Source organism: Streptomyces sp. BA2 (genome assembly GCF_009769735.1).
Taxonomy (GTDB): domain Bacteria; phylum Actinomycetota; class Actinomycetes; order Streptomycetales; family Streptomycetaceae; genus Streptomyces.
In genome coordinates this window covers 3468939-3489843 of record NZ_WSRO01000002.1, presented here as the reverse complement: position 1 = coordinate 3489843, position 20905 = coordinate 3468939, and the positions used below count along the sequence as shown (strand labels likewise).

Genomic DNA, 20905 nt, shown 5'->3' with positions numbered 1-20905 from the left:
CGAGTCCCTCCCGCCGACAGCACGTGGTGAGCGGAGGGGGAGACATGCCAGTGCGCAGAAGAGGCCTGATGGGCGTGGCCGCGGGGGTGGCCATGACGGTGGCGGCGGGGGCGTTCGCGGCGCCCGCGCTCGCCGGGGAGTCCGGTCGTGGCGCCGGCCACGGCGATCGGCACCGGGCGACGCAGAAGGCGATGGAGGCCGCCGTCAACGAAGAAGCCCCCGGCGTGACGGTCCAGGTGAAGGACAGGCACGGCACCTGGAATTCGGCCGCGGGCATCGGCGACGTCGAACGGCAGAGCCCACGGGGCGGCCACGACCATTACCGCGTCGGCAGCATCAGCAAGACGTTCCTCTCGACAGTGGTGCTGCAACTGGTGGCCGAGGGGGAGCTGAGCCTCGACGACAAGGTGGGGCGGTGGCTGCCGGGCGTCGTCGAGGGCAACGGCCACGACGGCGACCGCATCACGGTGCGCCAGCTCCTCAACCACACCAGCGGGATCTACGACGTACTGACCGACCCCGGCGTCCAGGACACGGTGTTCACCGAGAAGTTCCTCGCACACCGCTACGACACCTGGACCCCCGAGCAGCACGTCGCCATCGCCATGCGCCACGAGCCGGACTTCGACCCCGGCGAGGGCTGGAACTACTCCAACACCAACTACATCCTCGCCGGCCTGATCATCGAGAAGGTGACGGGGGAGGCGTACGCGGACGAGATCCGGCGACGCATCGTCGAGCCGCTGGATCTTGGCGGCACCAGCGTGCCTCCGAGCACGGATTTCCGTCTGCCGGAGCCGAGTTCGCGCGCGTACATGAAACTGTCCGGCGCCCCGGACGCCACGACCCACGATGTGACGGAACTGAACCCGTCCCTGATGGGCGCCTCGGGCGGGGTGATCTCCAACTCGGCGGACCTGAACCGCTTCAACACCGCCCTGCTGCGCGGCAAGCTCCTGCCGAAGAAGCAGCTCGCCGAGATGAAGAGGACCGTCCCGCAGGGGGAGGGCGATGAGGACGAGGGGTACGGGCTCGGCCTGGTGAGCCGCACGACCAAGTGCGGCACGGTCGTCTGGGGGAACGGCGGTGATGTGCACGGCTCGACGACGATGATGCTGTCGACCGAGGACGGCCGTCATGCGCTCACCGCGAACTTCAACAGCATGGAAGGCGACTTGTTCGCGATCCTGAACGCCGAGTTCTGCGGGAAGTGACGTAAAGGGGCGGGGCCCGTCGTGCGCCCCGCCCCAGGGTCCTACCTGGGGAGCACGACCACATACGCCGCCGGATCACGGTCGCCCGAAGCCATCAGAGCCGTCCGTACGACCATCGCCTGCTGTTCGAGCGACTCGCGCAGCTTCCTGGGCGTCAGGTGGACGACGGTGATGCCGAGCCGCTCCAAGTGCTCCCGCTTGCGGGCGTATTCGGACCACAGCGCGTCGTCGTCCTGCCGGAACCCCTGCCGGGGCGCCCGCGTGTCCAGTTCGACCGCGACGGCCAGATCGGGCCAGTAGGCGTCGACGCCACCCAGGTGCGGTCCTCCGGGCAATCGCAGATCGACGTTCCACAGCGGATCGGGCAGGCCGTGCTCGGTGACCATGCGGTACAGCCGGTCCTCGGCGATGGCCCGCCCTTCGGCGAGCAGCGAGTCCACGGCGTCCACGACGTGCGGGCGGGTGAGCAGCTTCGCCTGGTTCAACTCCCGCACGATGGACGCCGGTTCGCAGTGCCCGCCGCGCACCGCCTCGGTGAGCAGCCTGCGCACGGCGGACGCCTCGGTGAGCCCCGCCACGGCGTCGGCGAGAGCGCGCGGCACCGGGGCCACCGGAACTCCGGTGATCTGTACGGCGGTCGGCAGGGCCTGGGTCCGCACGAGGCGGGCGAAGCCGGTGGAGCGCAGCCGCCGGGTGCGCGGGACCAGGACGTCGATGCGGTCCAGGGAGAGCAGCGGGGGAGCCGACGAGAAGCGGTGCAGGGCGAGCGCCGCGAGCCCCGTGATCAGGGCGTCGGCGTACGGGGCGTGGGGTTCGCCCGCGCCCGGCTGTGCGGGCACGGTCTTCGCGGCCTTGGCCGGTGGCCGCCCCGCGAACAACAGGGCGCCGTGCAGGCGCTCTTCGCTGGTCGGCGGCCCCGGGTGCAGCAGACAGACCCCCGGGAGCAGCTGCTGCCAGGGTCCTTCCGGGCGGCAGTGTGCGGCGAGGTCGGCGGGGGAGATGCCGTGGGCGCGGAGCTGGGCGGTGCTCATGACGCGGCGCTGGACGTCGGCGAGGTGGCGGAGGGGGCGGGGGGAGAGCGGGGTGTTGTGGTTCATGACCGGGCCATTCCCGCTGTCGCTCCGCCCCCTAACCGCTGTTACAGGCCCGTCGACATAACCGGACAACCCTGCACTAAAGTGCAGACGTTCGACTGCCGAAAAGGTCCGTTTGCGCGCGGTACGTTCCGGTAGCCGCTCTCCCCCCCCTCGGCCTAGGAAGCGGCAGCCGAGTCGCAGCCCTGCGCCCGCAGCGACCGCGCAAGGTCGTCCCGTGCCTCAAGGACGAGCCGCCGCAGCGCGGGCGCGGCCGACTCGTGGGAAGCGAGCCACAGGTCCGCCGCGTCCAAGGTCCCCTGATCGTCCTGGAGGAGGGGGAAAAGGCCCTTCACCACGTCCATCCCGATCTGGATGGACCGCTCGGCCCACACCCGCTCGATGGCGGCGAAGTACAGGGGAGCGTACGGAGCGATCAGCTCCCGCTGCGACGACTGGGCGAAGCCCGAAATCGTCGCCGCCACCAGCGCGTTGGACAGGGAGTCGGACTCCACCACGGAGGCCCACGCCTGCGCCTTGACCGCTTCGGAGGGCCGCGCGGCCAGGCAGCGCACCTGATGCCGCTTGCCCGAAGCCGTGTCGTCCCGGACCAGCTCGGCGGCGAGCGCCCGCTCGTCGGCGACGCCGTGCGCGGCCAGCGGGCCCAGCAAGGACCAGCGCAGCTCCTGGTCGACGTCCAGGCCGTCGATCTTCGCCGTCCCTTCGAGCAGCCCCTGGAGCAGCTGGAGATCGGCCGCCGACGAGGCCACCGCGGCGAAGAACCTCGCCCACGTCAGCTGATGCTGGCTGCCGGGCTCCGCGATCCGCAGCTCCCGCAGCGCGCCCTCGGCGAGCGCGCGCCCGCCCTCCTCGCGCCATTCGGGGGCCGCGTAGAAGGTAAGGGCCGAGTCCGCCCAGGTGTGCAGCATCTGAAGCACACCGATGTCGCTCTCGCGCCCCGCGAACCGCAGCACGAGACCGATGAAGTCCCGCGCGGGCATGAGTGCGTCCCGGGTGAGGTTCCACAGCGCGGACCAGCACAGTGCGCGGGCCAGGGGATCGGTGAGGTCGCCGAGGTGCGTCCGCAGCGTGTCGAGGGAGGTCTCGTCGAAGCGGATCTTGCAGTACGTCAGGTCGTCGTCGTTGACCAGGACGAGATCGGGAGCCTCCTCGCCGGCCAGCTCGGACACGATGGTGCGCGGCCCCTCGACGTCCAGCTCCGCGCGCGCGTACCGCGTCAGCTCGCCCTCGGGCGTGCGGCGGTACAGGCCCACCGCCACGCGGTGCGGCCGCAGTTCGGGGTCCGACTCGGCGGCCTCCTGGACCACGGAGAGCTCGGTGATCCGGCCCTCCGCGTTCAGCAGGACCTGCGGCGTCAGGGAGTTGACGCCCGCCGTCTCCAGCCACGCCCGCGACCAGGACGCCATGTCGCGCCCGGAGGTCTCTTCCAGGACCGACAGAAGGTCACCGAGCCGGGTGTTCCCGTACGCGTGCCGCTTGAAGTAGCGCCGGGCGCCCTCGAGGAACGCGTCACGTCCGGCGTAGGCGACGAGCTGCTTCAGTACCGATGCGCCCTTCGCGTACGTGATCCCGTCGAAGTTGAGCTTGGCGTCCTCCAGGTCGCGGATGTCGGCCGTGACCGGGTGCGTGGACGGCAGCTGGTCGGCGCGGTAGGCCCACGCCTTGCGGTTGTTGGCGAAGGTGATCCAGCCGTTGGTGAAGCGCGTCGCCTCGACCATCGAGAAGGAGCCCATGAAGTCGGCGAAGGACTCCTTGAGCCACAGGTCGTCCCACCAGCGCATGGTGACGAGGTCGCCGAACCACATGTGCGCCATCTCGTGCAGGATGACGTTGGCCCGGCGCTCGTACGACGCCTGGGTCACCTTGCCGCGGAAGATGAACTCCTCGCGGAACGTCACACAGCCGGGGTTCTCCATCGCGCCCAGGTTGTACTCGGGCACGAAGGCCTGGTCGTACTTCCCGAAGGGGTAGGGGTAGTCGAAGTTGTCGTGGAAGAAGTCGAGCCCCTGCTTGGTGACCAGGAAGACGTCGTCCGCGTCGAAGTGCTTCGCGAGGCCCTTCCTGCACATCGCGCCGAGCGGGATGTCCAGCGTCGTGCCGTCGTCGAAGGTGCGGCTGTAGGAGTCCGTCACGTAGTGGTAAGGACCCGCGACGATCGCCGTGATGTACGTCGAGATCGGCTTCGTCTCGGCGAACTTCCATACGCCGTCGGTCAGTTCACCCGCGCCGTTCGACCAGGCGGTCCACCCCTCCGGAGCCTGCACCTCGAAACGGAAGGGTGCCTTCAGGTCGGGCTGCTCGAAGTTGGCGAAGACGCGCCGGGAGTCCGCGGGCTCATACTGCGTGTAGAGATAGACCTCGCCGTCCTCCGGGTCGACGAAGCGGTGCATGCCCTCGCCGGTACGGCTGTAGGCGCACTGGGCGTCCACCACCAGTTCGTTCTCCGCGGCCAGGTCCTCCAGCGTGATCCTGGTGCCGTCGAAGACCTCGGAGGGGTCCAGGTCCCTGCCGTTGAGGGAGAGCGCGGTGACGCTCGGGGCGATCAGGTCGGCGAAGCTCGTGGCGCCCGGTTCGGCCGAGCGGAAGCGGAGGGTCGTGACGGAGCGGAACGTGCGCGGCTCCTGGTCGCTCTCGCCGATCGCGGAGCGCAGGTCGAGAAAGACCTCGTACCCGTCGACGGACAACAGCGCGGCCCTTTCCTGGGCCTCGTCGCGGGAAAGATTCTCACCGGGCACGGGCGGTACTCCCTTGTACTCGCAGGTGTAAGTCGTGGATCGCACGACCTGTACGAATGTCTACGATCCTCGCATGTGCCCTCAGCGCGCGGTATCCGGGAATGCCCGGGTAGATCACTGACGTTCCCCTGGCCAAGCGCGCACGTATTCCCTAGGGAGAGACATGTCCGAGAACGGCAAGTCCGGCAAGACCCCTGTTGACTTCTGGTTCGACCCGCTGTGCCCGTGGGCCTGGATGACCTCGCGCTGGATGCTCGAGGTGGAGAAGGTCCGCGACGTCGAGGTCCGCTGGCATGTCATGAGCCTCGCCGTACTGAAGGAGGACAGGCTCGACGAGCTGCCCGAGGACTACCGCGACATGCTGGAGAACAAGGCCTGGGGGCCGGTCCGCGTGGTCATCGCCGCCCAGCAGAAGCACGGCGACGAGTACACCGGCAAGCTCTACACCGCCCTCGGCACCCGCTTCCACAACCAGGGCGAGGGCTCGACCCGCGAGGCGATCGTCGCCGCGCTCAAGGACGTCGGCCTGCCCGAGGACCTCGCGGACTACGCGGACTCGGACGAGTACGACACCCAGCTGCGCGCCTCCCACCAGGAGGGCATCGACAAGGTCGGCCAGGACGTGGGCACGCCTGTCATCGCGGTCCCGGGCGCGGACGGCGAGCAGGTCGCCTTCTTCGGCCCCGTCGTGACGCCCGCCCCCAAGGGCGAGGCGGCGGCGAAGCTGTGGGACGGCACACTCCTCGTGGCGTCCACGCCGGGCTTCTACGAGATCAAGCGGACGCGTACGCAGGGGCCGGTCTTCGACTGAAGTCCGCTATTTGAGCTTGCGGGGCAGATAGAAGGGCGACTTGTCGAAAGCTGTACGCAGGGTTCCGCAGCCCGGTGCGTCGCAGGCCCAGTAGTTGCCGGTGTGCTTCAGGCCGGAGTCGTCCTTGAGCTGCTGCTGCTCGCCTTTGCTCAGCGGGTGGTGCGGCTCGTCCCGTTTGCAGGTACTGCAGTACATGGTCCGTAGAGTCGGCATGTCGACACGGTCCTCCGGAACCCGGCATACCGAAAGGCCCCCGTGAGTCATGTCCTCACGGGGGCCTTTCGTCCATCCGCCTGCTTCAGTGAAGGTTGAGAAGACGATCACGAGGCAGGACGTTCAGGGGGCGAGCTCAGGGGCCGAGCTCAGGGAGCGAGCAGCAGGCTGTTCACGCGCTGCTTCGCGGCGTCGTAACGCTTGGCCACGTCCTGCCAGTTGACGACGGCCCACATGGCGTCGATGAAGTCGACCTTCTGGTTCTTGTACTGCAGATAGAAGGCGTGCTCCCAGGCGTCGAAGACCAGGATCGGCGTCGAGCCCTGGCCGACGTTGCCCTGGTGGTCGTAGACCTGCTCGACGATGAGGCGGTTGCTGAGCGGCTCGTAGGCGAGCACGCCCCAGCCCGAACCCTGCGTGGTCGCCGCGGCCTTGGTCAGCTGGGCCTTGAACTTGGCGAAGGAGCCGAAGGACTCGGTGATCGCGTCCGCGAGGTCGCCCACACCGTCCGCGGCCAGCGGCTCGCCGCCGCCACCGTCCTTCGGGCTGTTCATGTTGTGCCAGTAGATGCTGTGCAGGATGTGGCCGGAGAGGTGGAAGGCCAGGTTCTTCTCCAGGCCGTTGATGGCGCCCCACGTCTCCTTGTCGCGCGCCTCCTCCAGCTGCTCAAGGGTGTCGTTCGCGCCCTTCACGTACGCCGCGTGGTGCTTGTCGTGGTGCAGCTCGACGATCTGGGGATTGATGACCGGCTCGAGCGCCGCGTAGTCGTACGGAAGTTCAGGAAGCGTGTAAATGGCCATGTCCGAGCCCTCCGACTGCTGCTCTGCTGTAGTGCAACGCTTATTGCAACCTATATGCAAGTGCAGGCTAGCAGCAGGAGGGGGTCTCCACGGGGCAGGGGTGATCAGCCCTTCGTCCTAGGACCGGAGGTCGGGGGAGAAACGCGAGAGGGCCCCGAGTCCGTCGACTCGGGGCCCTCTCGGGGAAGGTGTCGCTACTCGGCGGCGACCGCCGCACGCTTCTCCGCCGTCTTCTGCCGTACGAATCCGATGACCGCGAGCACCAGCGTCAGCGTGCCCGTCGCCAGGAGCTGCTTGCGCGTGTCCGGCTGTTCCGTCATCAGATAGAAGATGTACGCCATCGCGGCCAGGGCGATCCACGTCAGGAACGGGTAGGCCCACATCTTCACGACCAGCTTCTCGGGCTCCTCGCGCTCCGTCCTGCGGCGCAGGATCAGCTGCGAGACGGCGATGAAGATCCAGACGACCAGGATCATCGCGCCGATCATGTTCAGGAGCCACGGGAAGACGTCGTCCGGGCGCCAGTAGCTGAGCAGGACGCAGACGAAGCCGAAGACCGAGGATGCGAGGACCGCGAGGCGCGGGACGCCGTTGTCGACGCGGCCGAGCACCTTGGGGCCCTGGCCGCGCGCGATCAGGGAGTACGACATGCGCGAAGCGCCGTAGATGTTGGCGTTCATCGCGGAGAGCAGGGCGATCAGGACGATGACGTTCATGATCTGGCCGGCGCCGGGGATGCCCAGGTGGTCGAGGGTGGCGACGTACGGGCCCTTCGCCACGACCTCCTTGTTGTCCCAGGGGAGCAGCGTGACGACGACGAGCATCGAGCCGACGTAGAAGAGGGCGATGCGCCACATCGCCGTGCGCACGGCCTTGGCGACGCTCTGGACCGGGTTCTTCGACTCCGCGGCCGCGATCGTGACGGTCTCCAGACCGCCGTACGCGAAGACGGACGCGAGGAGGCCGATGATCAGGCCGTCCGTGCCGTTCGGCATGAAGCCGCCCTCACCGGTGAGGTTGGCCGTGCCGGGCGCGGAGACGTCCGAGCCGGGCAGGATGCCGAGGATCGCCAGGACGCCGATGCCCAGGAAGAGCGCGATCGCGCCGACCTTGAGGGCGGCGAACCAGAACTCGAACTCGCCGAAGTTCTTCACGGCCGTCAGGTTGGCCCCGCAGAACACCAGCATGAAGAGCGCGACCCAGGCCCACTCGGGGCTGTCGGGGAACCAGCCCACCATGATCTTCGCGGCGCCGATGCCTTCGAGGCCGACGGCGACGCAGAGCAGGAACCAGAAGCCCCAGCCGGCGGTGAAGCCCGCCCACGGGCCGATCGCCCGCTCGGCGTGGACCGAGAAGGAGCCGGACGCCGGGTTCGCCGCCGACATCTCACCGAGCATGCGCATCACGAGCATGACGAGCGCGCCGGATATCGCGTAGGCGAGGACGATCGAAGGTCCGGCCGCGGCGATGCCCGCTCCGGAGCCCACGAAGAGGCCCGCTCCGATGACGCCACCGAGGGCGATCATGGAGAGATGCCGCTGCTTGAGGCCGTGGACGAGCGGTGAATCGACCTTGGGGGCCTCGGGGGCCTCGTCGGTTGATGCGTCCTGGGGGGTGGACGTCCGAGACATGGGCGTGCCCTGTTCAGTAGCTGAGACGGGGGAGCGGAGACGGGGGCTGAGCGGGGTGAGAGAGCGGCCCACAGTCTGAAGTCCGGCACCGCTGACAGGGAACACCTGACCGCTATACGGACACGACGCTCACACGTTGTGAAGCAGTGGACACGAGATGTTCACATCCGTTTCATGTGCGCCGCGCGCCCCTGCCGATGCGCCACTCCCGCAGCCCCGCGACCACGAGAACCAGGCCCGTCGCGCCCGCCGACCACAGCAGCTGCGGCCGCGCACCGTCGTCGGTCAGCATCAGGCCGAGCACGGCCGCCATCGCCGCGAGCGCCGCCCACGTCAGATACGGGAACGCCCACATCCGCAGCACGAGCCGCTCCGGGGCCTCACGCTCGATGCGCCGCCGCAGCCGCAGCTGGGAGACCGCGATCAGTGCCCACACGAAAAGCAGCACCGCGCCGACGGAGTTGAGCATGTAGAGGAAGACCGAGTCCGGCCACTTCAGATTCAGTACGACGGACACGAAGCCGAAGGCCACCGACGCGAGGACGGCGCGGCGCGGGACACCACCGCCCGACACCTTCAGCAGGGCCTTGGGCGCCTCGCCGCGCTCGGCCAGCGAGAAGACCATCCGGGACGAGCCGTAGAGGTTGGCGTTCAGCGCCGAGAGCAGCGCCACGAACACCACGATGTTCATGATCGTGCCCGCGGACGGCACCCCGATCGAGTCGAGGACCGTCACATACGGACTGACGCCGGCCTTCTCCGCCGTCCACGGCAGCACCGTCACGATGACCAGCATCGAACCGACGTAGAAGAACAGGATGCGGTAGACGGCGCTGCGCACGGCGCGGGCGACCGAGCGCACCGGGTCGTCGGACTCGGCCGCGGCGATCGTCACGACCTCCAGGCCGCCGAAGGCGAAGACGACGGCGAGCACGCCGGACGTCACGCCCTCCCAGCCGTTGGGCAGGAAACCGCCGTGCCCGGTGAGGTTGGTGAGGCCCACGGGATCAGTGTCCGGAAGTACCCCGAGGATCGCGAGCAGCCCGAGCACCAGGAAAGCGACGATCGCGAAGACCTTCAGGGCGGCGAACCAGAACTCGAACTCGCCGAAGTTCTTCACGGCGGCGAGGTTGGCCGCGGTGAACACCAGCATGAAGATGAGCACCCAGGCCCACTGCGGCACGCCCGGCGCCCAGCCGTTGGCGATCTGCGCGGCGCCGGTCGCCTCCACGGCGAGCACGACGACCAGCAGGAACCAGTAGAGCCACCCGACGCTGAACCCCGCCCAGCGGCCGAGGGCACGCTCGGCGTGCACGGAGAAGGACCCGGAGGCGGGCATCGCGGCCGACATCTCGCCGAGCATCCGCATCACGCACATCGCCAGGGCGCCGGCGATGAGGTACGAGACGACGATGCCGGGCCCGGCGACGGCGATCCCGGCCCCGGAGCCGACGAAAAGCCCGGCCCCGATGACGCCACCGAGCCCGAGCATGGTGAGGTGCCGCTGCTTCAGCCCACCACCGAGCGGCTCGGGTTCCGTTGCCGTTGTGGCCAGGGGTGCGTCGTGCATGGTGCTCAGGCTGCTCTCGGGCTCACAGAAGGACTTGGCGGGAACCTACAGTCTCTCCGGGCAACAGCCCCCCGCGCAAAGCGGGCCCAAGTCGCCACCCGCCGAGGTGACGAGCATCACGCCCCCCGCAGGGGTACCCCCCGCACTTTGTGCAGAACCCACCACCGGGCCACCCGGCACCTTGTCGCCCGCCGCCGGTGAAAGGCGCCCCCGCCTGAGATAGCGTCGCGGGGTCCCATCTGCCCGTCCCAGAACCCGCGGAGTCCCGATGAGCATCGCCGCCGTCTCTTCCCGTCCCGGCCAGGTCCTCGCGGACCTGATCCCCGCGTCCCGCGCGAAGGACGCGGCCTTCGTCCTCGGCGGCGCCGCCCTCACCGGCATCGCGGCCCAGATCGCCGTGCCCGTCGCGGGATCGCCCGTACCGGTGACGGGACAGACCTTCGCCGCCCTCCTCGTCGGCACCGCCCTCGGCGCCCGCCGCGGCTTCCTCTCCCTCGCGGTGTACGCGCTCGTCGGCATGGCCGGCATGCCGTGGTTCGCGGAGGCGGGCTCCGGCGTCGCCGCGCCGTCCCTCGGCTACGTCCTCGGCATGCTCCTCGCCGCCACCGTGGTCGGCGCCCTCGCCCGCCGCGGCGGCGACCGTTCCGTGCTGCGCACCGCGGGCACGATGGTGCTCGGCTCGGCGATCATCTACGCGGTCGGTGTCCCGTACCTCGCCGCCGCGACCGGCATGTCGATGACCCAGGCCGTCGCCGCCGGACTCACGCCCTTCCTGATCGGCGACGCCCTCAAGGCCGCGCTCGCGATGGGCGCGCTGCCCACGGCGTGGAAGCTGCTCGACCGCTAGCTCAACCGGCGTTCCCCACGCCGTAGTTCCGCCTGAAGAGGTTCGCCGGGTCGTACGTGGCCTTCAGCTCGGCGAGCCTCTTCCGCGTCTGCGCGTCGTACAGGCCGTCGGGACGGTCCCCGGCGGCGAAGGCGAAGTTGAGCAGCCGCCCCACCGCCCCCGGCGCGAAAAGCCCGAACGCCCGGTCCTGCACGGCCCGCACCGCGTCGAGGCCAGCCCCGTCCAGCGGCGAGAGCACCCGCACCAGCCACCCCGCGTCCCGGTAGGGCACGGCGTTTCCCGCAGGCTTCGCAAGCGCCCCGCCCAACTGGTTGATCTGGACGACGTGCATCTTCTCGGCGGCCGGACCCGTCATCGCGAACAGCTCACCCGCCGCCGCGAGATCCAGCTCGCCCACCACCACGCTGTCCCCGTAGTAGGAGTGCGGGAAGTCGGGGTCGCTGTGGATCGTGTGGCTGTCGGTGTACGGCATCTCCCGCATCGAGTCCGACACCATGGGCCCGATCTCCCGCAGCGGCGCCACAAGCCGATCGCCCTCCGCCTGCGAGCCCGTGCAGGCGACCCGGACCGTGACGAGATAGCGGCCCCGCAGATGGGGCGGCAGCTGCGGCATGTCCGGGTAGACGAGCGCCGCCACCGACGAGGTCACCTCGTCCTGCACCGTCCGCGTCCACGCCTCGTACGCCCGGAGCACACGGCCGGGGTCCACCTCACGGCCGTCGAACTCGATCGCCCCGCCGTACAGCCGCGCCACCGGCACAAGACCGATCTCCAGGGCCGTCACGACCCCGAGGTTCGCGCCCCCGCCGAGCAGCCCCCAGAAGAGCTCGGGCTCGCTCTGAGCCGTGACGTGCCGCAGGGTGCCGTCCGCCGTGACGACGTCGAGCCACCGGACGTGGTCGGCCGCGTACCCGAACTCCCGGGCCAGGAGGCCGAGTCCGCCGCCCAGCGTGTACGAGACGGCTCCCACGCCCGGCGCCGAACCGTTCAGCGGCGCGAGCCCGTGCGCCGCCGCGGCCTCGACGACCTGGCCCCAGCGGACGCCCGCGCCGACGGTGACCGTGCGCGCGTCGGTATCGATCCGGACGGAGTCCATCCGCCGGGTGCTGATCAGCACGCCGCCCTCCGAGGACCCCGGAAGCCCGTGCCCGGTGGCCTGGACGCCGACGGGCAGCCCCGCGTCCGCGGCGTACGACACGGCGGCGACGACGTCATCGGCGCTCTCGGCCGCGAACACGATCGCGGGCCGCTGCGTGAAACCGGTCTGGAATCCGGAGATCTCCTCGTCGTACCCGTCGTCGCCGGGCCGGAAGACGAGTCGCTGAGCGGTGAAGTCCACGGTGATCCTCCAAGAAGTGCTGCTGAAAGAAGGGCTGCTGACGCGTCAGAGCCTCCCCGTAAAACCTGACATCCGCCGTCAAGTTTTCCGGACCTCTGCCGAGGTGCTGTCATGAAAGGAGGTTGGGGGTGAACCCATGCCGGAGCTTCGCGTGGTGGCGGGCCGTTATCGCCTGCTCGACGTCATCGGCCAGGGCGGCATGGGCCGCGTCTGGCGCGCGGCCGACGAACTCCTCGACCGCCGCGTGGCGGTGAAGGAGATGCGGGTCGAGGGGGCCTTCGAAGGCCCCGAGACGGAGGAAGGGCGCGTCCGCAGAGAACGCGCGCTGCGCGAGGCGCGGGCCAGCGCGCGGATCGATCACCCCGGTGTCGTACGCGTCTATGACGTCGTCGAGGAGGACGGCCGCCTCTGGATCGTCATGGAGCTGGTCGACGCCCGCTCGCTCGCCCGGTACGTCGACGACGAGGGGCCCCTGGACGAGCACGCGGCGGCGCGCGTCGGCCTCGCCCTGGTGGCGGCGCTGCGGAGGGTGCACGCGGCGGGTGTCGTGCACCGTGACATCAAGCCGGAGAACGTCCTGCTCGGCCAGGGAGGACCTGCCGGCCGGGTCGTCCTCACGGACTTCGGCATCGCGGCGCTCCAGGACTCGGGCCGCCTCACGCAGACGGGGATGCTGGTGGGCTCGCCCGAGTACATGGCTCCCGAGCGGGTCTCCGGGGCCGGGCAGGGGCCGCCGTCCGACCTCTGGTCCCTGGGGGCGACGCTCTGCACGGCGCTGCGGGGCAGCTCGCCGTTCGCCCGCACTTCGGCCCTGAACACGCTGGTCGCGGTCCTGCACGAGGCGCCCGAACTGCCGCCGGAACCAAGCGGGTTACGCCCGCTCCTCTCGGCGCTCCTGGCCAAGGACCCGGCGGCGCGACCGGACCTGGACGCGGTGGAGGAGGCGCTGCGGGCGGTGCTCGCGAGGCCCACGCCGTCATGGCGCGGGCCCGGTGACCGGCCCCGGGCCGATTGGCGGCCGCATGTGCTGACCGCCGTGGTGCTGCTTGTCGCGGCCGCCGTGGCGGCCGTCATGTTCTTCACGGCGCGCGATCCGGGCGGCGGCGGGCCGCCGGGACCGAGCACGCCTCCGCCGACGGTGGCGGGCACGTCGACCGCGCCACCGTCGGACGGGACCGGCTAGGCGTCGACCGTGTCGGTGTCGACCGTGTCGGTCTCGGCACTCGCCTCTGCGGCGTCGCGGGGCCGGACCTTCTCGCGTACGAGAGAGAAGACGACCACGAACGCCGCCGCGAGCAGCGAGAGAAGGACCTGCTTGCGCCCGGCCTCGTCGGTCAGCATGTAGACGAGCACGAACGAGATCATCGCGATCGTGACCCACGTCAGGTACGGGAAGAGCCACATCTTCACGACGAGCTTCTCCGGCTCCTCGCGCAGGATGATGCCGCGCATCCGCAGCTGCGTGAACGCGATCATCAGCCAGACGAAGAGGGCCACCGCGCCCGACGAGTTGAGGAGGAAGTCGAAGACGGTGTCCTGCCACTGGTAGTTGAACCAGACGGCGACGAAGCCGAACACGACCGAGCCGAGGATCGCGGCCATCGGCACACCGCGCGAGTTGGTGCGCGCGAAGGCCTTGGGTGCGTCACCGCGCTGGCCGAGCGAGAAGGCCATGCGGGAAGCGGTGTAGAGCCCGGAGTTGAGGCAGGAGAGGACGGCGGTCAGGACGATGACGTTCATGACCTGACCGGCGTGCGGAATGCCGATCGAGTTCAGCGCGGCGACGTACGAACCGTCCTTGAGGATCGACTTGTCGTCCCACGGAAGCAGCGTGACGACGACGAAGATCGAGCCCAGGTAGAAGACACCGATACGCCAGATGACGCTGTTCGTCGCCTTGGTGACGGCGCGCTGCGGGTCCTCGGACTCACCTGCGGCCAGGGTGACGATCTCCGAGCCCATGAACGAGAAGACGACCATGAGCACACCGGTGAGGATGGCGCCCGCGCCGTTGGGCATGAATCCGCCCGCGTCGGTGAGGTGCGCGAATCCGGCGCCGGGGTTGTCGGAGCCGGGCAGTACGCCGAAGACGGCGAGCAGACCGATGATCACGAAGCCGCCGATGGCGACGACCTTGATGCCGGCGAACCAGAACTCGAACTCACCGTAGGAGCCGACCGAGACGAGGTTCGTCGCGGTGAGCACCACCATCACGATGAGCGCCCAGCCCCACTGCGGGACGGAGGGTATCCAGCCGTTGAGGATGACGGCTCCGGCGGTGGCCTCGACCGCGAGCACCACGACCCAGAAGAACCAGTAGAGCCAGCCGATGGAGAAACCGGCCCAGCGGCCGAGGGCCTGGTCCGCGTAGGTGGAGAAGGAGCCGGAGGTGGGCCGTGCGGCGGCCATCTCGCCCAGCATCCGCATCACGAGGACGACCATCGTGCCGACGAGGGCGTACGACACGAGGATGGCGGGCCCGGCGGCGGCGATGCCGGAGCTTGAGCCGACGAAGAGTCCCGCCCCGATGACGCCACCGATGGCGATCATGGAGAGGTGGCGGTTCTTCAGCCCGGCCTTGAGGCCGTCGCCGGTGTCTCCAGACTGCGAATCCCCAGGATTGACGGGGTTGCGGTCTGCCTTCGCAAGGGAGGGTTGCGAGGTCATGGACGAATCCTTAAGTTCTCGGGTCACGAGCCCCCGCATTCAAACTCAGGGGTGTACGTGACGGAAGTCCTGACTCCGGATCGTGATATTCCGGCCCATTGGCCCAGACCTTGGTGACCAAGGTCCGGCCCCCGGACGCCGCTACCCGCCCCGTGACGTGCCACACTCAGTCGCATGCGCGTGTACCTCGGCTCGGATCATGCCGGCTACGAACTGAAGAACCACCTGGTCGAGTGGCTCAAGAGCCACGGCCACGAGCCCGTCGACTGCGGGCCCCACATCTATGACGCCCAGGACGACTACCCCCCCTTCTGCCTCCGCGCCGCGGAGAAGACGGCGGCGGACCCCGAGTCGCTCGGCATCGTGATCGGGGGCTCCGGCAACGGGGAGCAGATCGCCGCGAACAAGGTGAAGGGGGTGCGGGCCGCCCTCGCCTGGAGCGAGCAGACGGCCGCGCTCGGGCGTGAGCACAACGACGCGAACGTGGTGTCGATCGGCGGCCGGATGCACACGCGGGAAGAGGCGACGAAGTTCGTCGAGATCTTCCTGGCGACGCCGTACTCGGGTGAGGCCCGTCACACCCGCCGGATCGACATGCTGTCGGCGTACGAGACGACGGGCGAGCTGCCCCCCATCCCGGCCGGCCACCCGCAGCAGTAGGGCTTTTTCGTCCCCAACCCCGCCCCTTCCCGAAAACCCGCTCGGCGCAGGGGCCTGCTGGGGCTCCGCCCCAGACCCTGTACAAGATGGCCTCAAACGCCGGCCGGGCTGGATATAGCCTGTCCGGCGTTTGAGGACGAACTCGGCGAAGCCGGTGATGACGGCACGCGAGGCCCCCGCGCCGGAGCGGGTTTTCGGGAAGGGGCGGGGTTGGGGAAAAATCCCTGCTCTGACCGACCGAGGAGGACCCCGTGCCGGAAGGGCACACGATTCATCGGCTGGCAGCCGACCACCGGGAGCGGTTCCAGGGCCGAGGCCCCCTCCGCGTCACCAGCCCCCAGGGCAAGTTCTCCGACAGCGCGGCCCTCCTGAACGGTCAGGAGATGGACACCGCCGAAGCCCACGGCAAGCACCTCTTCCTGGGCTTCGCCGACACCGGCTGGGTCCACATCCACCTCGGGCTCTTCGGCAAGTACGCCCTCGGCGGGACCCCCGCCCCTCCCCCCACGGACACCGTCCGCCTGCGCCTGCTGAACGACGCGTACCACTCCGACCTCCGCGGCCCCACCACCTGCGCCCTCATCACGGACGAGGAGAAGCAGGCGATACACGCCCGCCTCGGCCCGGACCCCCTCAGGGAAGCGGACGACCCGGAGAAGGCCTACCGCCGCATCGCCCGCAGCCGCACCACCATCGCCGCCCTCCTCATGGACCAGAAGGTCATCGCGGGCGTCGGCAACGTCTACCGCGCCGAGGTCCTCTTCCGGCACGGCATCGACCCGTACACCCAGGGCAAGGACATCAAGCCCGCCCTGTGGACGGCGATGTGGGAGGACCTGGTCGCCCTGATGCGCGAGGGCGTGCGACTCAACCGCATCGACACCGTCAGGCCCGAGCACACGCCCGAGGCGATGGGCCGCCCGCCGCGCGTGGACGACCACGGCGGCGAGGTGTACGTGTACCGCAGGGCCACGATGCCCTGCCACATCTGTGGCGGCGAGATCCGCACCGCCGATCTCGCCGCCCGCAATCTCTTCTGGTGCCCGAAGTGCCAGCGGCCCCGCCGATCCCGGCGAAAGGGCGGCTGACCATGCTCGGCAGCATCGGCTTGCTGGGCGCCGCCCTGTTCGCGCTGCTCAGCCTGGTGGCCTTCCTGCTGCCGTCCCTCATCGCCTTCAACCGGGGCATCGAGAACCGCTGGCTCGTCCTGGTCGTCAACCTCGTCCTCGGCGTCTCCGTCATCGGCTGGCTGATCGCCCTGTACCTGGCCACCCGCAAGGGCAAGGCCCCGCTGCCGGGACCGCCCGAAGCCCCCGGCTAGAACCCGTGCGGCAGCCACGGCGCGACGTCCGAGCCGAAGGCCGTCGTCGCCTCGGCCAGCGCGCCCGGCCGTAGTTCCCGCACCCGGCCCGCGGCCGCCAGTGACGTCAGGGACACGCCGCCGAGGTAGGCCGAGCCCAAGTCCCGTACGGACAGGGCGAGATCGGCGTCTTCGTCGGTGCGCTCGCAGGTCGCGCCCTTCAGGTCGCCCGTGAGCCGCCAACGGCCCGCGTTCCAGGGGCAGAAGGCGTCCTCGACGTCAAGGACCAGGTTCACCGGCGTCCGGTAGGTGCGTGCCTCAAGGGCGGCTCCCACCTCCACCAGACGTACGTGGAGGGAGTCCTTCACCTGGAGCCGGCAGCGCCGCACGTCCGAGACAAGGTGGAACACCGCGTCGTCCGCCGGGCGGTTGTGCGCCTCTACCGTCGACGTCAGGTCGATGCCGAAGAGGAACCGCCACAGCGCCGCGGACGCCACCGGGTCGTCGGCCTCCAGATCGCGCAGCCGGACCGTGCCCTTGGGGCCCGCCCCGTCCCAGTCGGGCTTCACCTGGAAGCGCGCGTACCCCACGAGCTCCCCGTCGCGCTCGGCGACCACGCACTGCAGCGGCGACGCGCCGTGCCGCTCGCTCTCCGGGTCGAGCAGGCCGAGCCGCTCCCAGCCGGGCTGCCTGGCCAGCATTCCCGGCCGCTCGCTCACCCGTCGCGCGTACAGCGCCTCGCACGCCTCGTGGACGTCGGCGGGCTTGGCGTAGCGCAGGCGTACGTCATCCGTACCGGACGGCACCGAGAGGCTCACGCGTGACGTGTCGATCTCGGTCTTCGTCGCGAACGTCGCGGCGCCGTACCCGAACCGTCCGTAGATGGCGGGTTCGGAGGCCGTGAGCACGGCAAGGGGCTCGCCCTTCGCGCGTACGTCGTCGAGCTGGCGGCGCATCATCGACGTCAGGATTCCCCGCCGCCGGTGCGTCGCCGCGACGCTGACCATCGTCACGCCTGCCGTGTCCACCAAGGAGCCGCCCGGCACCGAGAGGCGGAAGCTGAACGCTCCCGTCGTGCCGACGCAGGTCCCGCCCTCCCAGGTGCCGAAGAAGCGGTCGAACTCGGTCAGCGCGTTCCAGAGCTCATGCTCCTCCTTCGCCTCGGCGACGCCACCGAAGGCGAGCTCAAGGGTGCCGTAGTACTCGTCCCAGTCTTCCTGGCGCAACTCCCGCAATTCCGTCGTCATATGCCATGCCTACCAGGGTGAAGCGGGCGGAGCGACAGGATTTTCGCGGGCTGACAGCATGCCCCTGACGGGGGACAACCGGCACCTCCCGTGCGAAGTGCCTGACACGGTGGATAGGGTCCGGGAGCAATGGCAGGCAGGCGAGCGGAAGCCGAGACGTTCACAGCCCGGATGAAGAAGCGGATCCACCGGGCGCGCATAGGGCTGCGCAAATCCGGGGTCGACTACTTCAGAGGCGACGGCTCGGACTGGATCGCGCTCGCGGGCCTGCTCGTCACCATCCCGGTGATCGCCTTCTGCACCATCGTCAACAACGTCTGGTTCTCGCCCTCCGCGCTCGTCCTGCCCATCGTGGCCGGCGGCCTGCTGCTTCGCCCCTCCAGCCTGCTCGGCCTGTACGCGACGGCCGCCGCCGCGCTCATCGTGGAGTCCGTCCAGCTCGGCCCGTACACGGACGGGCCCTCACGGGTCACGCCCGGAGTGGTCCTCGTCGTCGCGGCCTGCGGATTCTTCGGGCTGATCATCGCGCAGTTCCGCAGCAGGGTCGGCGTGCCGTGGCGCGGCGGCGGAACGATGCTGTTCGACCTGCGCGAACGTATCCGCGTACAGAGCAAGTTGCCGAAGCTGCCCCGCGGCTGGCACCGCGAGATGGCCCTGCGGCCCGCCGGCGGCCAGTCCTTCTCGGGTGACTTCGTGGTCGCGGCCCGCACGAACGGCGGCCGCACCCTGGAGGTCGTCCTCACGGACGTGTCCGGCAAGGGCATGGACGCGGGCTCCCGCGCCCTGCTCCTGTCGGGCGCCTTCGGCGGCCTGCTCGGCTCGCTGCCGCCGCACGCGTTTTTGACCGCCGCCAACGGCTACCTCCTGCGCCAGGACTGGGACGAGGGCTTCGCGACCTCCACCCACCTGGTCCTCGACCTGGAGACCGGCGACTACGAACTCTTCACGGCGGGCCACCCGCCGGGCCTCCAGCTCAGCGCGGGCAGCGGCCGCTGGGAGGAGAAGGCCGCGGAGGGGCCGCTCCTTGGGGTCTACGACGGGGCCCAGTTCGACCCGGTGAAGGGCCTCCTGCGCCCCGGAGACGTCCTGATGCTGTTCACGGACGGCATCGTGGAGACCTCCGACCGCGACATCAGCGAGGGCATCGACCGCCTCACCGGGGAAGCCGACCGCTATGTGGCGGGCGGCTTCCACGGCGCCGCGTGGCATCTGATCGAGGCGGTCGCGAAGGACGTGAACGACGACCGGGCGCTGCTCCTGATCTGCCGGGAGCCGTCAGCGAGCGCCTGACAACTCGGGCTCCGCCTCCTGTACGCCGTCACGCCCGCCCGGCAGGATCCGGGCCAGCCACCGCGAGCGCCCCGCCGCCAGCGGTCCGAGCACCGCGAGCAGCAGCACGTACCCCGCGATGAAGGGGGAGAGCCGCTCGTCGAGTCCCGCGGTGGCCGCCATGGTCGCCAGGATCAGGGCGAACTCACCGCGCGCGAGCAGGGTGGTGGAGATGTTCGCCGCGGGGCCCGCCCCGAACCCGTAGATACGCGCCGCGCCGAGTCCCGCGAGGACGTTCATGAGCAGCGTCACGGCCACGGCGGCGAGCACCGGCCAGAGCACCGTGGGCAGGTCGCCCGGGTCGATCGAGAGCCCGAAGCCGAAGAAGAAGATCGCCCCGAACGCGTCCCGCAGCGGATGCACGAGCTTGCGGACGCGCTCGCCGGACGCCGTGCTGCCCACCATCAGACCGACCATGAACGCGCCGATGGCGTCCGCGACCCCGAACCACTCCGAGACCCCGGCGACGAACACCGCGGCGCCGAGGAAGGAGATGACGAGCAGCTCGTCGTCGCGGGTGTCCATGAGACGCCCGACGACCTTCGTGCCGAAGCGCGCCACGAGGGCGAGCAGCAGCAGGAAGCCGAAGGCCTTGCCGCCGTCCATGACCGCCGCGGCGAGGCTGTCGGCACCGGAAAGGACCGGCTGCAGCGCCGCCAGATAAAGAGCCAGGAAGATGTCCTCGACGACGATGATGCCGAGGATCGGCTTCGTCTCCGGATTGCCGAGCCGTCCGGTGTCGACGAGCACCTTGGTGACGATCGCCGACGACGAGATGCCGAGCACCCCGGCGAGGACCAGAGCCTCGGAGGTGCCCCAGCCGAGGGCGAATCCGAAGCCGAGGCCCGCGCCGACGTTCAGCGCGAGATACGTCCCTCCGGCGAGGGCCATCTTGCGGCCGCCCGTCTTGAGGTCGTCCATGTGGAACTCGAGGCCCAGGTAGAAGAGCAGAAGCACCAGGCCGAGCGCCGAGAGCATCTCCAGGTCGTGGGGGTCGGAGAGCAGGACCACGCCGGGAGTGTGAGGGCCGAGGAGGATCCCGGCCAGGATGAAGAGGGGGATGGTGGGGAGTCCGATGCGGCCGCCCAAGCGGGCGAGCACGGCGGCGGCGAGAAAGGCGCCGCCCATGGCTATCAGGGTGTCTGCGTGTCCGATGGGCCCGTTCCTCCTGGTAGTCGGCGACGCACCCACCGCATACGAATGGCAAAGGGTGCGTCAAGAACGCGTCAATAGTTAGCTTACCAAACGATTGACGGAGCAACCTTTGACGCCCGGAGGTGGGCTTCCGGCCGAAGGTGGGGTTCTCCCTACCTCTCGTCCGCCGGGGACCCTCATGGTCCACAGCACCCCGAATCCGTACGTTCGAGGTATCGATCAGGACGTACGGACGGAAGGTGGACGAAGCCATGGGGCTGCGGCGCAAGAAGCGATCCGGCGAGGGCAGTTCA

At 69.7% G+C, this 20905-nt stretch carries 18 protein-coding genes; 8 read left to right on the top strand and 10 right to left on the bottom strand.

The window, feature by feature from the left end:
* Window positions 1-44 precede the first annotated feature (44 nt).
* On the top strand, window positions 45-1214 hold the full coding sequence (locus tag E5671_RS18380) for a serine hydrolase domain-containing protein (protein WP_160505049.1): 1170 nt from the start codon (window positions 45-47) through the stop codon (window positions 1212-1214).
* A gap of 41 nt (window positions 1215-1255) precedes the next feature.
* Here the strand turns inward: E5671_RS18380 and E5671_RS18375 are convergent, their stop codons facing one another.
* Together E5671_RS18375 and pepN are read right to left on the bottom strand one after the other, a co-directional pair.
* A complete protein-coding gene (locus E5671_RS18375) occupies window positions 1256-2311 on the bottom strand; it encodes a hypothetical protein (RefSeq protein WP_160505048.1) in 1056 nt (351 codons plus the stop codon).
* Window positions 2312-2466: 155 nt separating this feature from the next.
* Window positions 2467-5043 carry an aminopeptidase N gene (gene pepN / locus E5671_RS18370; RefSeq protein ID WP_160505047.1) on the bottom strand — a complete coding sequence of 859 codons (2577 nt, stop codon included), beginning with the start codon at window positions 5041-5043 and terminating at the stop codon, window positions 2467-2469.
* Between the two features lie 163 nt (window positions 5044-5206).
* Here pepN and E5671_RS18365 point away from each other — a divergent pair, with 163 nt between their 5' ends.
* Entirely contained in the window at window positions 5207-5854 is a 648-nt protein-coding gene (locus E5671_RS18365) for a mycothiol-dependent nitroreductase Rv2466c family protein (RefSeq protein WP_160505046.1), read from the top strand.
* A gap of 6 nt (window positions 5855-5860) precedes the next feature.
* On the opposite strand, the gene E5671_RS18360 is transcribed toward E5671_RS18365, so the two are convergent.
* The 4 genes from E5671_RS18360 to E5671_RS18345 form a co-directional block, all read right to left on the bottom strand.
* A complete protein-coding gene (locus E5671_RS18360) occupies window positions 5861-6049 on the bottom strand; it encodes a hypothetical protein (protein WP_160505045.1) in 189 nt (62 codons plus the stop codon).
* A 167-nt stretch (window positions 6050-6216) separates the two neighbouring features.
* Window positions 6217-6867: a superoxide dismutase gene (locus E5671_RS18355; RefSeq protein ID WP_160505044.1), complete on the bottom strand. Its 651-nt coding sequence runs from the start codon at window positions 6865-6867 to the stop codon at window positions 6217-6219.
* Between the two features lie 194 nt (window positions 6868-7061).
* Window positions 7062-8498, bottom strand: a complete 1437-nt coding sequence (locus tag E5671_RS18350; RefSeq protein WP_160505043.1) for an amino acid permease — start codon at window positions 8496-8498, stop codon at window positions 7062-7064.
* Between the two features lie 172 nt (window positions 8499-8670).
* Window positions 8671-10068, bottom strand: coding sequence for an amino acid permease (locus E5671_RS18345; protein WP_160505042.1), 1398 nt, complete (start codon window positions 10066-10068; stop codon window positions 8671-8673).
* A 268-nt stretch (window positions 10069-10336) separates the two neighbouring features.
* Between E5671_RS18345 and E5671_RS18340 the strand changes: the two genes are divergently transcribed.
* On the top strand, window positions 10337-10915 hold the full coding sequence (locus tag E5671_RS18340; protein ID WP_160505041.1) for a biotin transporter BioY: 579 nt from the start codon (window positions 10337-10339) through the stop codon (window positions 10913-10915).
* A gap of 1 nt (window position 10916) precedes the next feature.
* Here the strand turns inward: E5671_RS18340 and E5671_RS18335 are convergent, their stop codons facing one another.
* Complete coding sequence (locus tag E5671_RS18335; protein ID WP_160505040.1) at window positions 10917-12254, bottom strand: FAD-binding protein; 1338 nt, start codon at window positions 12252-12254, stop codon at window positions 10917-10919.
* A 136-nt stretch (window positions 12255-12390) separates the two neighbouring features.
* Here E5671_RS18335 and E5671_RS18330 point away from each other — a divergent pair, with 136 nt between their 5' ends.
* Window positions 12391-13437 (top strand): serine/threonine-protein kinase, encoded by a 1047-nt coding sequence (locus tag E5671_RS18330; RefSeq protein WP_160505039.1) that lies wholly within the window; start codon window positions 12391-12393, stop codon window positions 13435-13437.
* Here the strand turns inward: E5671_RS18330 and E5671_RS18325 are convergent.
* Window positions 13434-14921, bottom strand: coding sequence for an amino acid permease (locus tag E5671_RS18325; RefSeq protein ID WP_160505038.1), 1488 nt, complete (start codon window positions 14919-14921; stop codon window positions 13434-13436). The two genes, E5671_RS18330 and E5671_RS18325, sit on opposite strands and share 4 nt — an antisense overlap.
* A 174-nt stretch (window positions 14922-15095) precedes the next feature.
* On the opposite strand from E5671_RS18325, the gene E5671_RS18320 reads away from it, so the two are divergent.
* The 3 genes from E5671_RS18320 to E5671_RS18310 all read left to right on the top strand — a co-directional run bounded on the left by E5671_RS18320 (window position 15096) and on the right by E5671_RS18310 (window position 16902).
* Window positions 15096-15581 carry a ribose-5-phosphate isomerase gene (locus E5671_RS18320; protein ID WP_160505037.1) on the top strand — a complete coding sequence of 162 codons (486 nt, stop codon included), beginning with the start codon at window positions 15096-15098 and terminating at the stop codon, window positions 15579-15581.
* Between the two features lie 251 nt (window positions 15582-15832).
* Entirely contained in the window at window positions 15833-16669 is an 837-nt protein-coding gene (locus tag E5671_RS18315; RefSeq protein ID WP_160505036.1) for a DNA-formamidopyrimidine glycosylase family protein, read from the top strand.
* A gap of 2 nt (window positions 16670-16671) precedes the next feature.
* On the top strand, window positions 16672-16902 hold the full coding sequence (locus tag E5671_RS18310) for a superinfection immunity protein (RefSeq protein ID WP_160505035.1): 231 nt from the start codon (window positions 16672-16674) through the stop codon (window positions 16900-16902).
* Here E5671_RS18310 and E5671_RS18305 read toward each other — a convergent pair.
* The gene (locus E5671_RS18305) at window positions 16899-18128 is read right to left on the bottom strand and encodes a GNAT family N-acetyltransferase (protein ID WP_160505034.1); all 1230 of its coding nucleotides are present in this window, start codon (window positions 18126-18128) and stop codon (window positions 16899-16901) included. The two genes, E5671_RS18310 and E5671_RS18305, sit on opposite strands and share 4 nt — an antisense overlap.
* Before the next feature lie 129 nt (window positions 18129-18257).
* On the opposite strand from E5671_RS18305, the gene E5671_RS18300 reads away from it, so the two are divergent.
* Window positions 18258-19418 (top strand): PP2C family protein-serine/threonine phosphatase, encoded by a 1161-nt coding sequence (locus E5671_RS18300; protein WP_160505033.1) that lies wholly within the window; start codon window positions 18258-18260, stop codon window positions 19416-19418.
* Here the strand turns inward: E5671_RS18300 and E5671_RS18295 are convergent.
* On the bottom strand, window positions 19404-20585 hold the full coding sequence (locus E5671_RS18295; RefSeq protein WP_160505032.1) for a cation:proton antiporter: 1182 nt from the start codon (window positions 20583-20585) through the stop codon (window positions 19404-19406). The two genes, E5671_RS18300 and E5671_RS18295, sit on opposite strands and share 15 nt — an antisense overlap.
* Window positions 20586-20905 lie beyond the last annotated feature (320 nt).

What these genes read in the sequence shown, in the direction of transcription:
- E5671_RS18380 (WP_160505049.1), top strand. Translation starts at nt 45, where the DNA reads ATGCCAGTGCGCAGAAGAGGCCTGATGGGCGTGGCCGCGGGGGTGGCC.
- E5671_RS18375 (WP_160505048.1), bottom strand. Translation starts at nt 2,311, where the DNA reads ATGAACCACAACACCCCGCTCTCCCCCCGCCCCCTCCGCCACCTCGCC.
- E5671_RS18365 (WP_160505046.1), top strand. Translation starts at nt 5,207, where the DNA reads ATGTCCGAGAACGGCAAGTCCGGCAAGACCCCTGTTGACTTCTGGTTC.
- E5671_RS18360 (WP_160505045.1), bottom strand. Translation starts at nt 6,049, where the DNA reads ATGTACTGCAGTACCTGCAAACGGGACGAGCCGCACCACCCGCTGAGC.
- E5671_RS18355 (WP_160505044.1), bottom strand. Translation starts at nt 6,867, where the DNA reads ATGGCCATTTACACGCTTCCTGAACTTCCGTACGACTACGCGGCGCTC.
- E5671_RS18350 (WP_160505043.1), bottom strand. Translation starts at nt 8,498, where the DNA reads ATGTCTCGGACGTCCACCCCCCAGGACGCATCAACCGACGAGGCCCCC.
- E5671_RS18345 (WP_160505042.1), bottom strand. Translation starts at nt 10,068, where the DNA reads ATGCACGACGCACCCCTGGCCACAACGGCAACGGAACCCGAGCCGCTC.
- E5671_RS18340 (WP_160505041.1), top strand. Translation starts at nt 10,337, where the DNA reads ATGAGCATCGCCGCCGTCTCTTCCCGTCCCGGCCAGGTCCTCGCGGAC.
- E5671_RS18330 (WP_160505039.1), top strand. Translation starts at nt 12,391, where the DNA reads ATGCCGGAGCTTCGCGTGGTGGCGGGCCGTTATCGCCTGCTCGACGTC.
- E5671_RS18325 (WP_160505038.1), bottom strand. Translation starts at nt 14,921, where the DNA reads ATGACCTCGCAACCCTCCCTTGCGAAGGCAGACCGCAACCCCGTCAAT.
- E5671_RS18320 (WP_160505037.1), top strand. Translation starts at nt 15,096, where the DNA reads ATGCGCGTGTACCTCGGCTCGGATCATGCCGGCTACGAACTGAAGAAC.
- E5671_RS18310 (WP_160505035.1), top strand. Translation starts at nt 16,672, where the DNA reads ATGCTCGGCAGCATCGGCTTGCTGGGCGCCGCCCTGTTCGCGCTGCTC.
- E5671_RS18305 (WP_160505034.1), bottom strand. Translation starts at nt 18,128, where the DNA reads ATGACGACGGAATTGCGGGAGTTGCGCCAGGAAGACTGGGACGAGTAC.
- E5671_RS18300 (WP_160505033.1), top strand. Translation starts at nt 18,258, where the DNA reads ATGGCAGGCAGGCGAGCGGAAGCCGAGACGTTCACAGCCCGGATGAAG.
- E5671_RS18295 (WP_160505032.1), bottom strand. Translation starts at nt 20,585, where the DNA reads ATGGGCGGCGCCTTTCTCGCCGCCGCCGTGCTCGCCCGCTTGGGCGGC.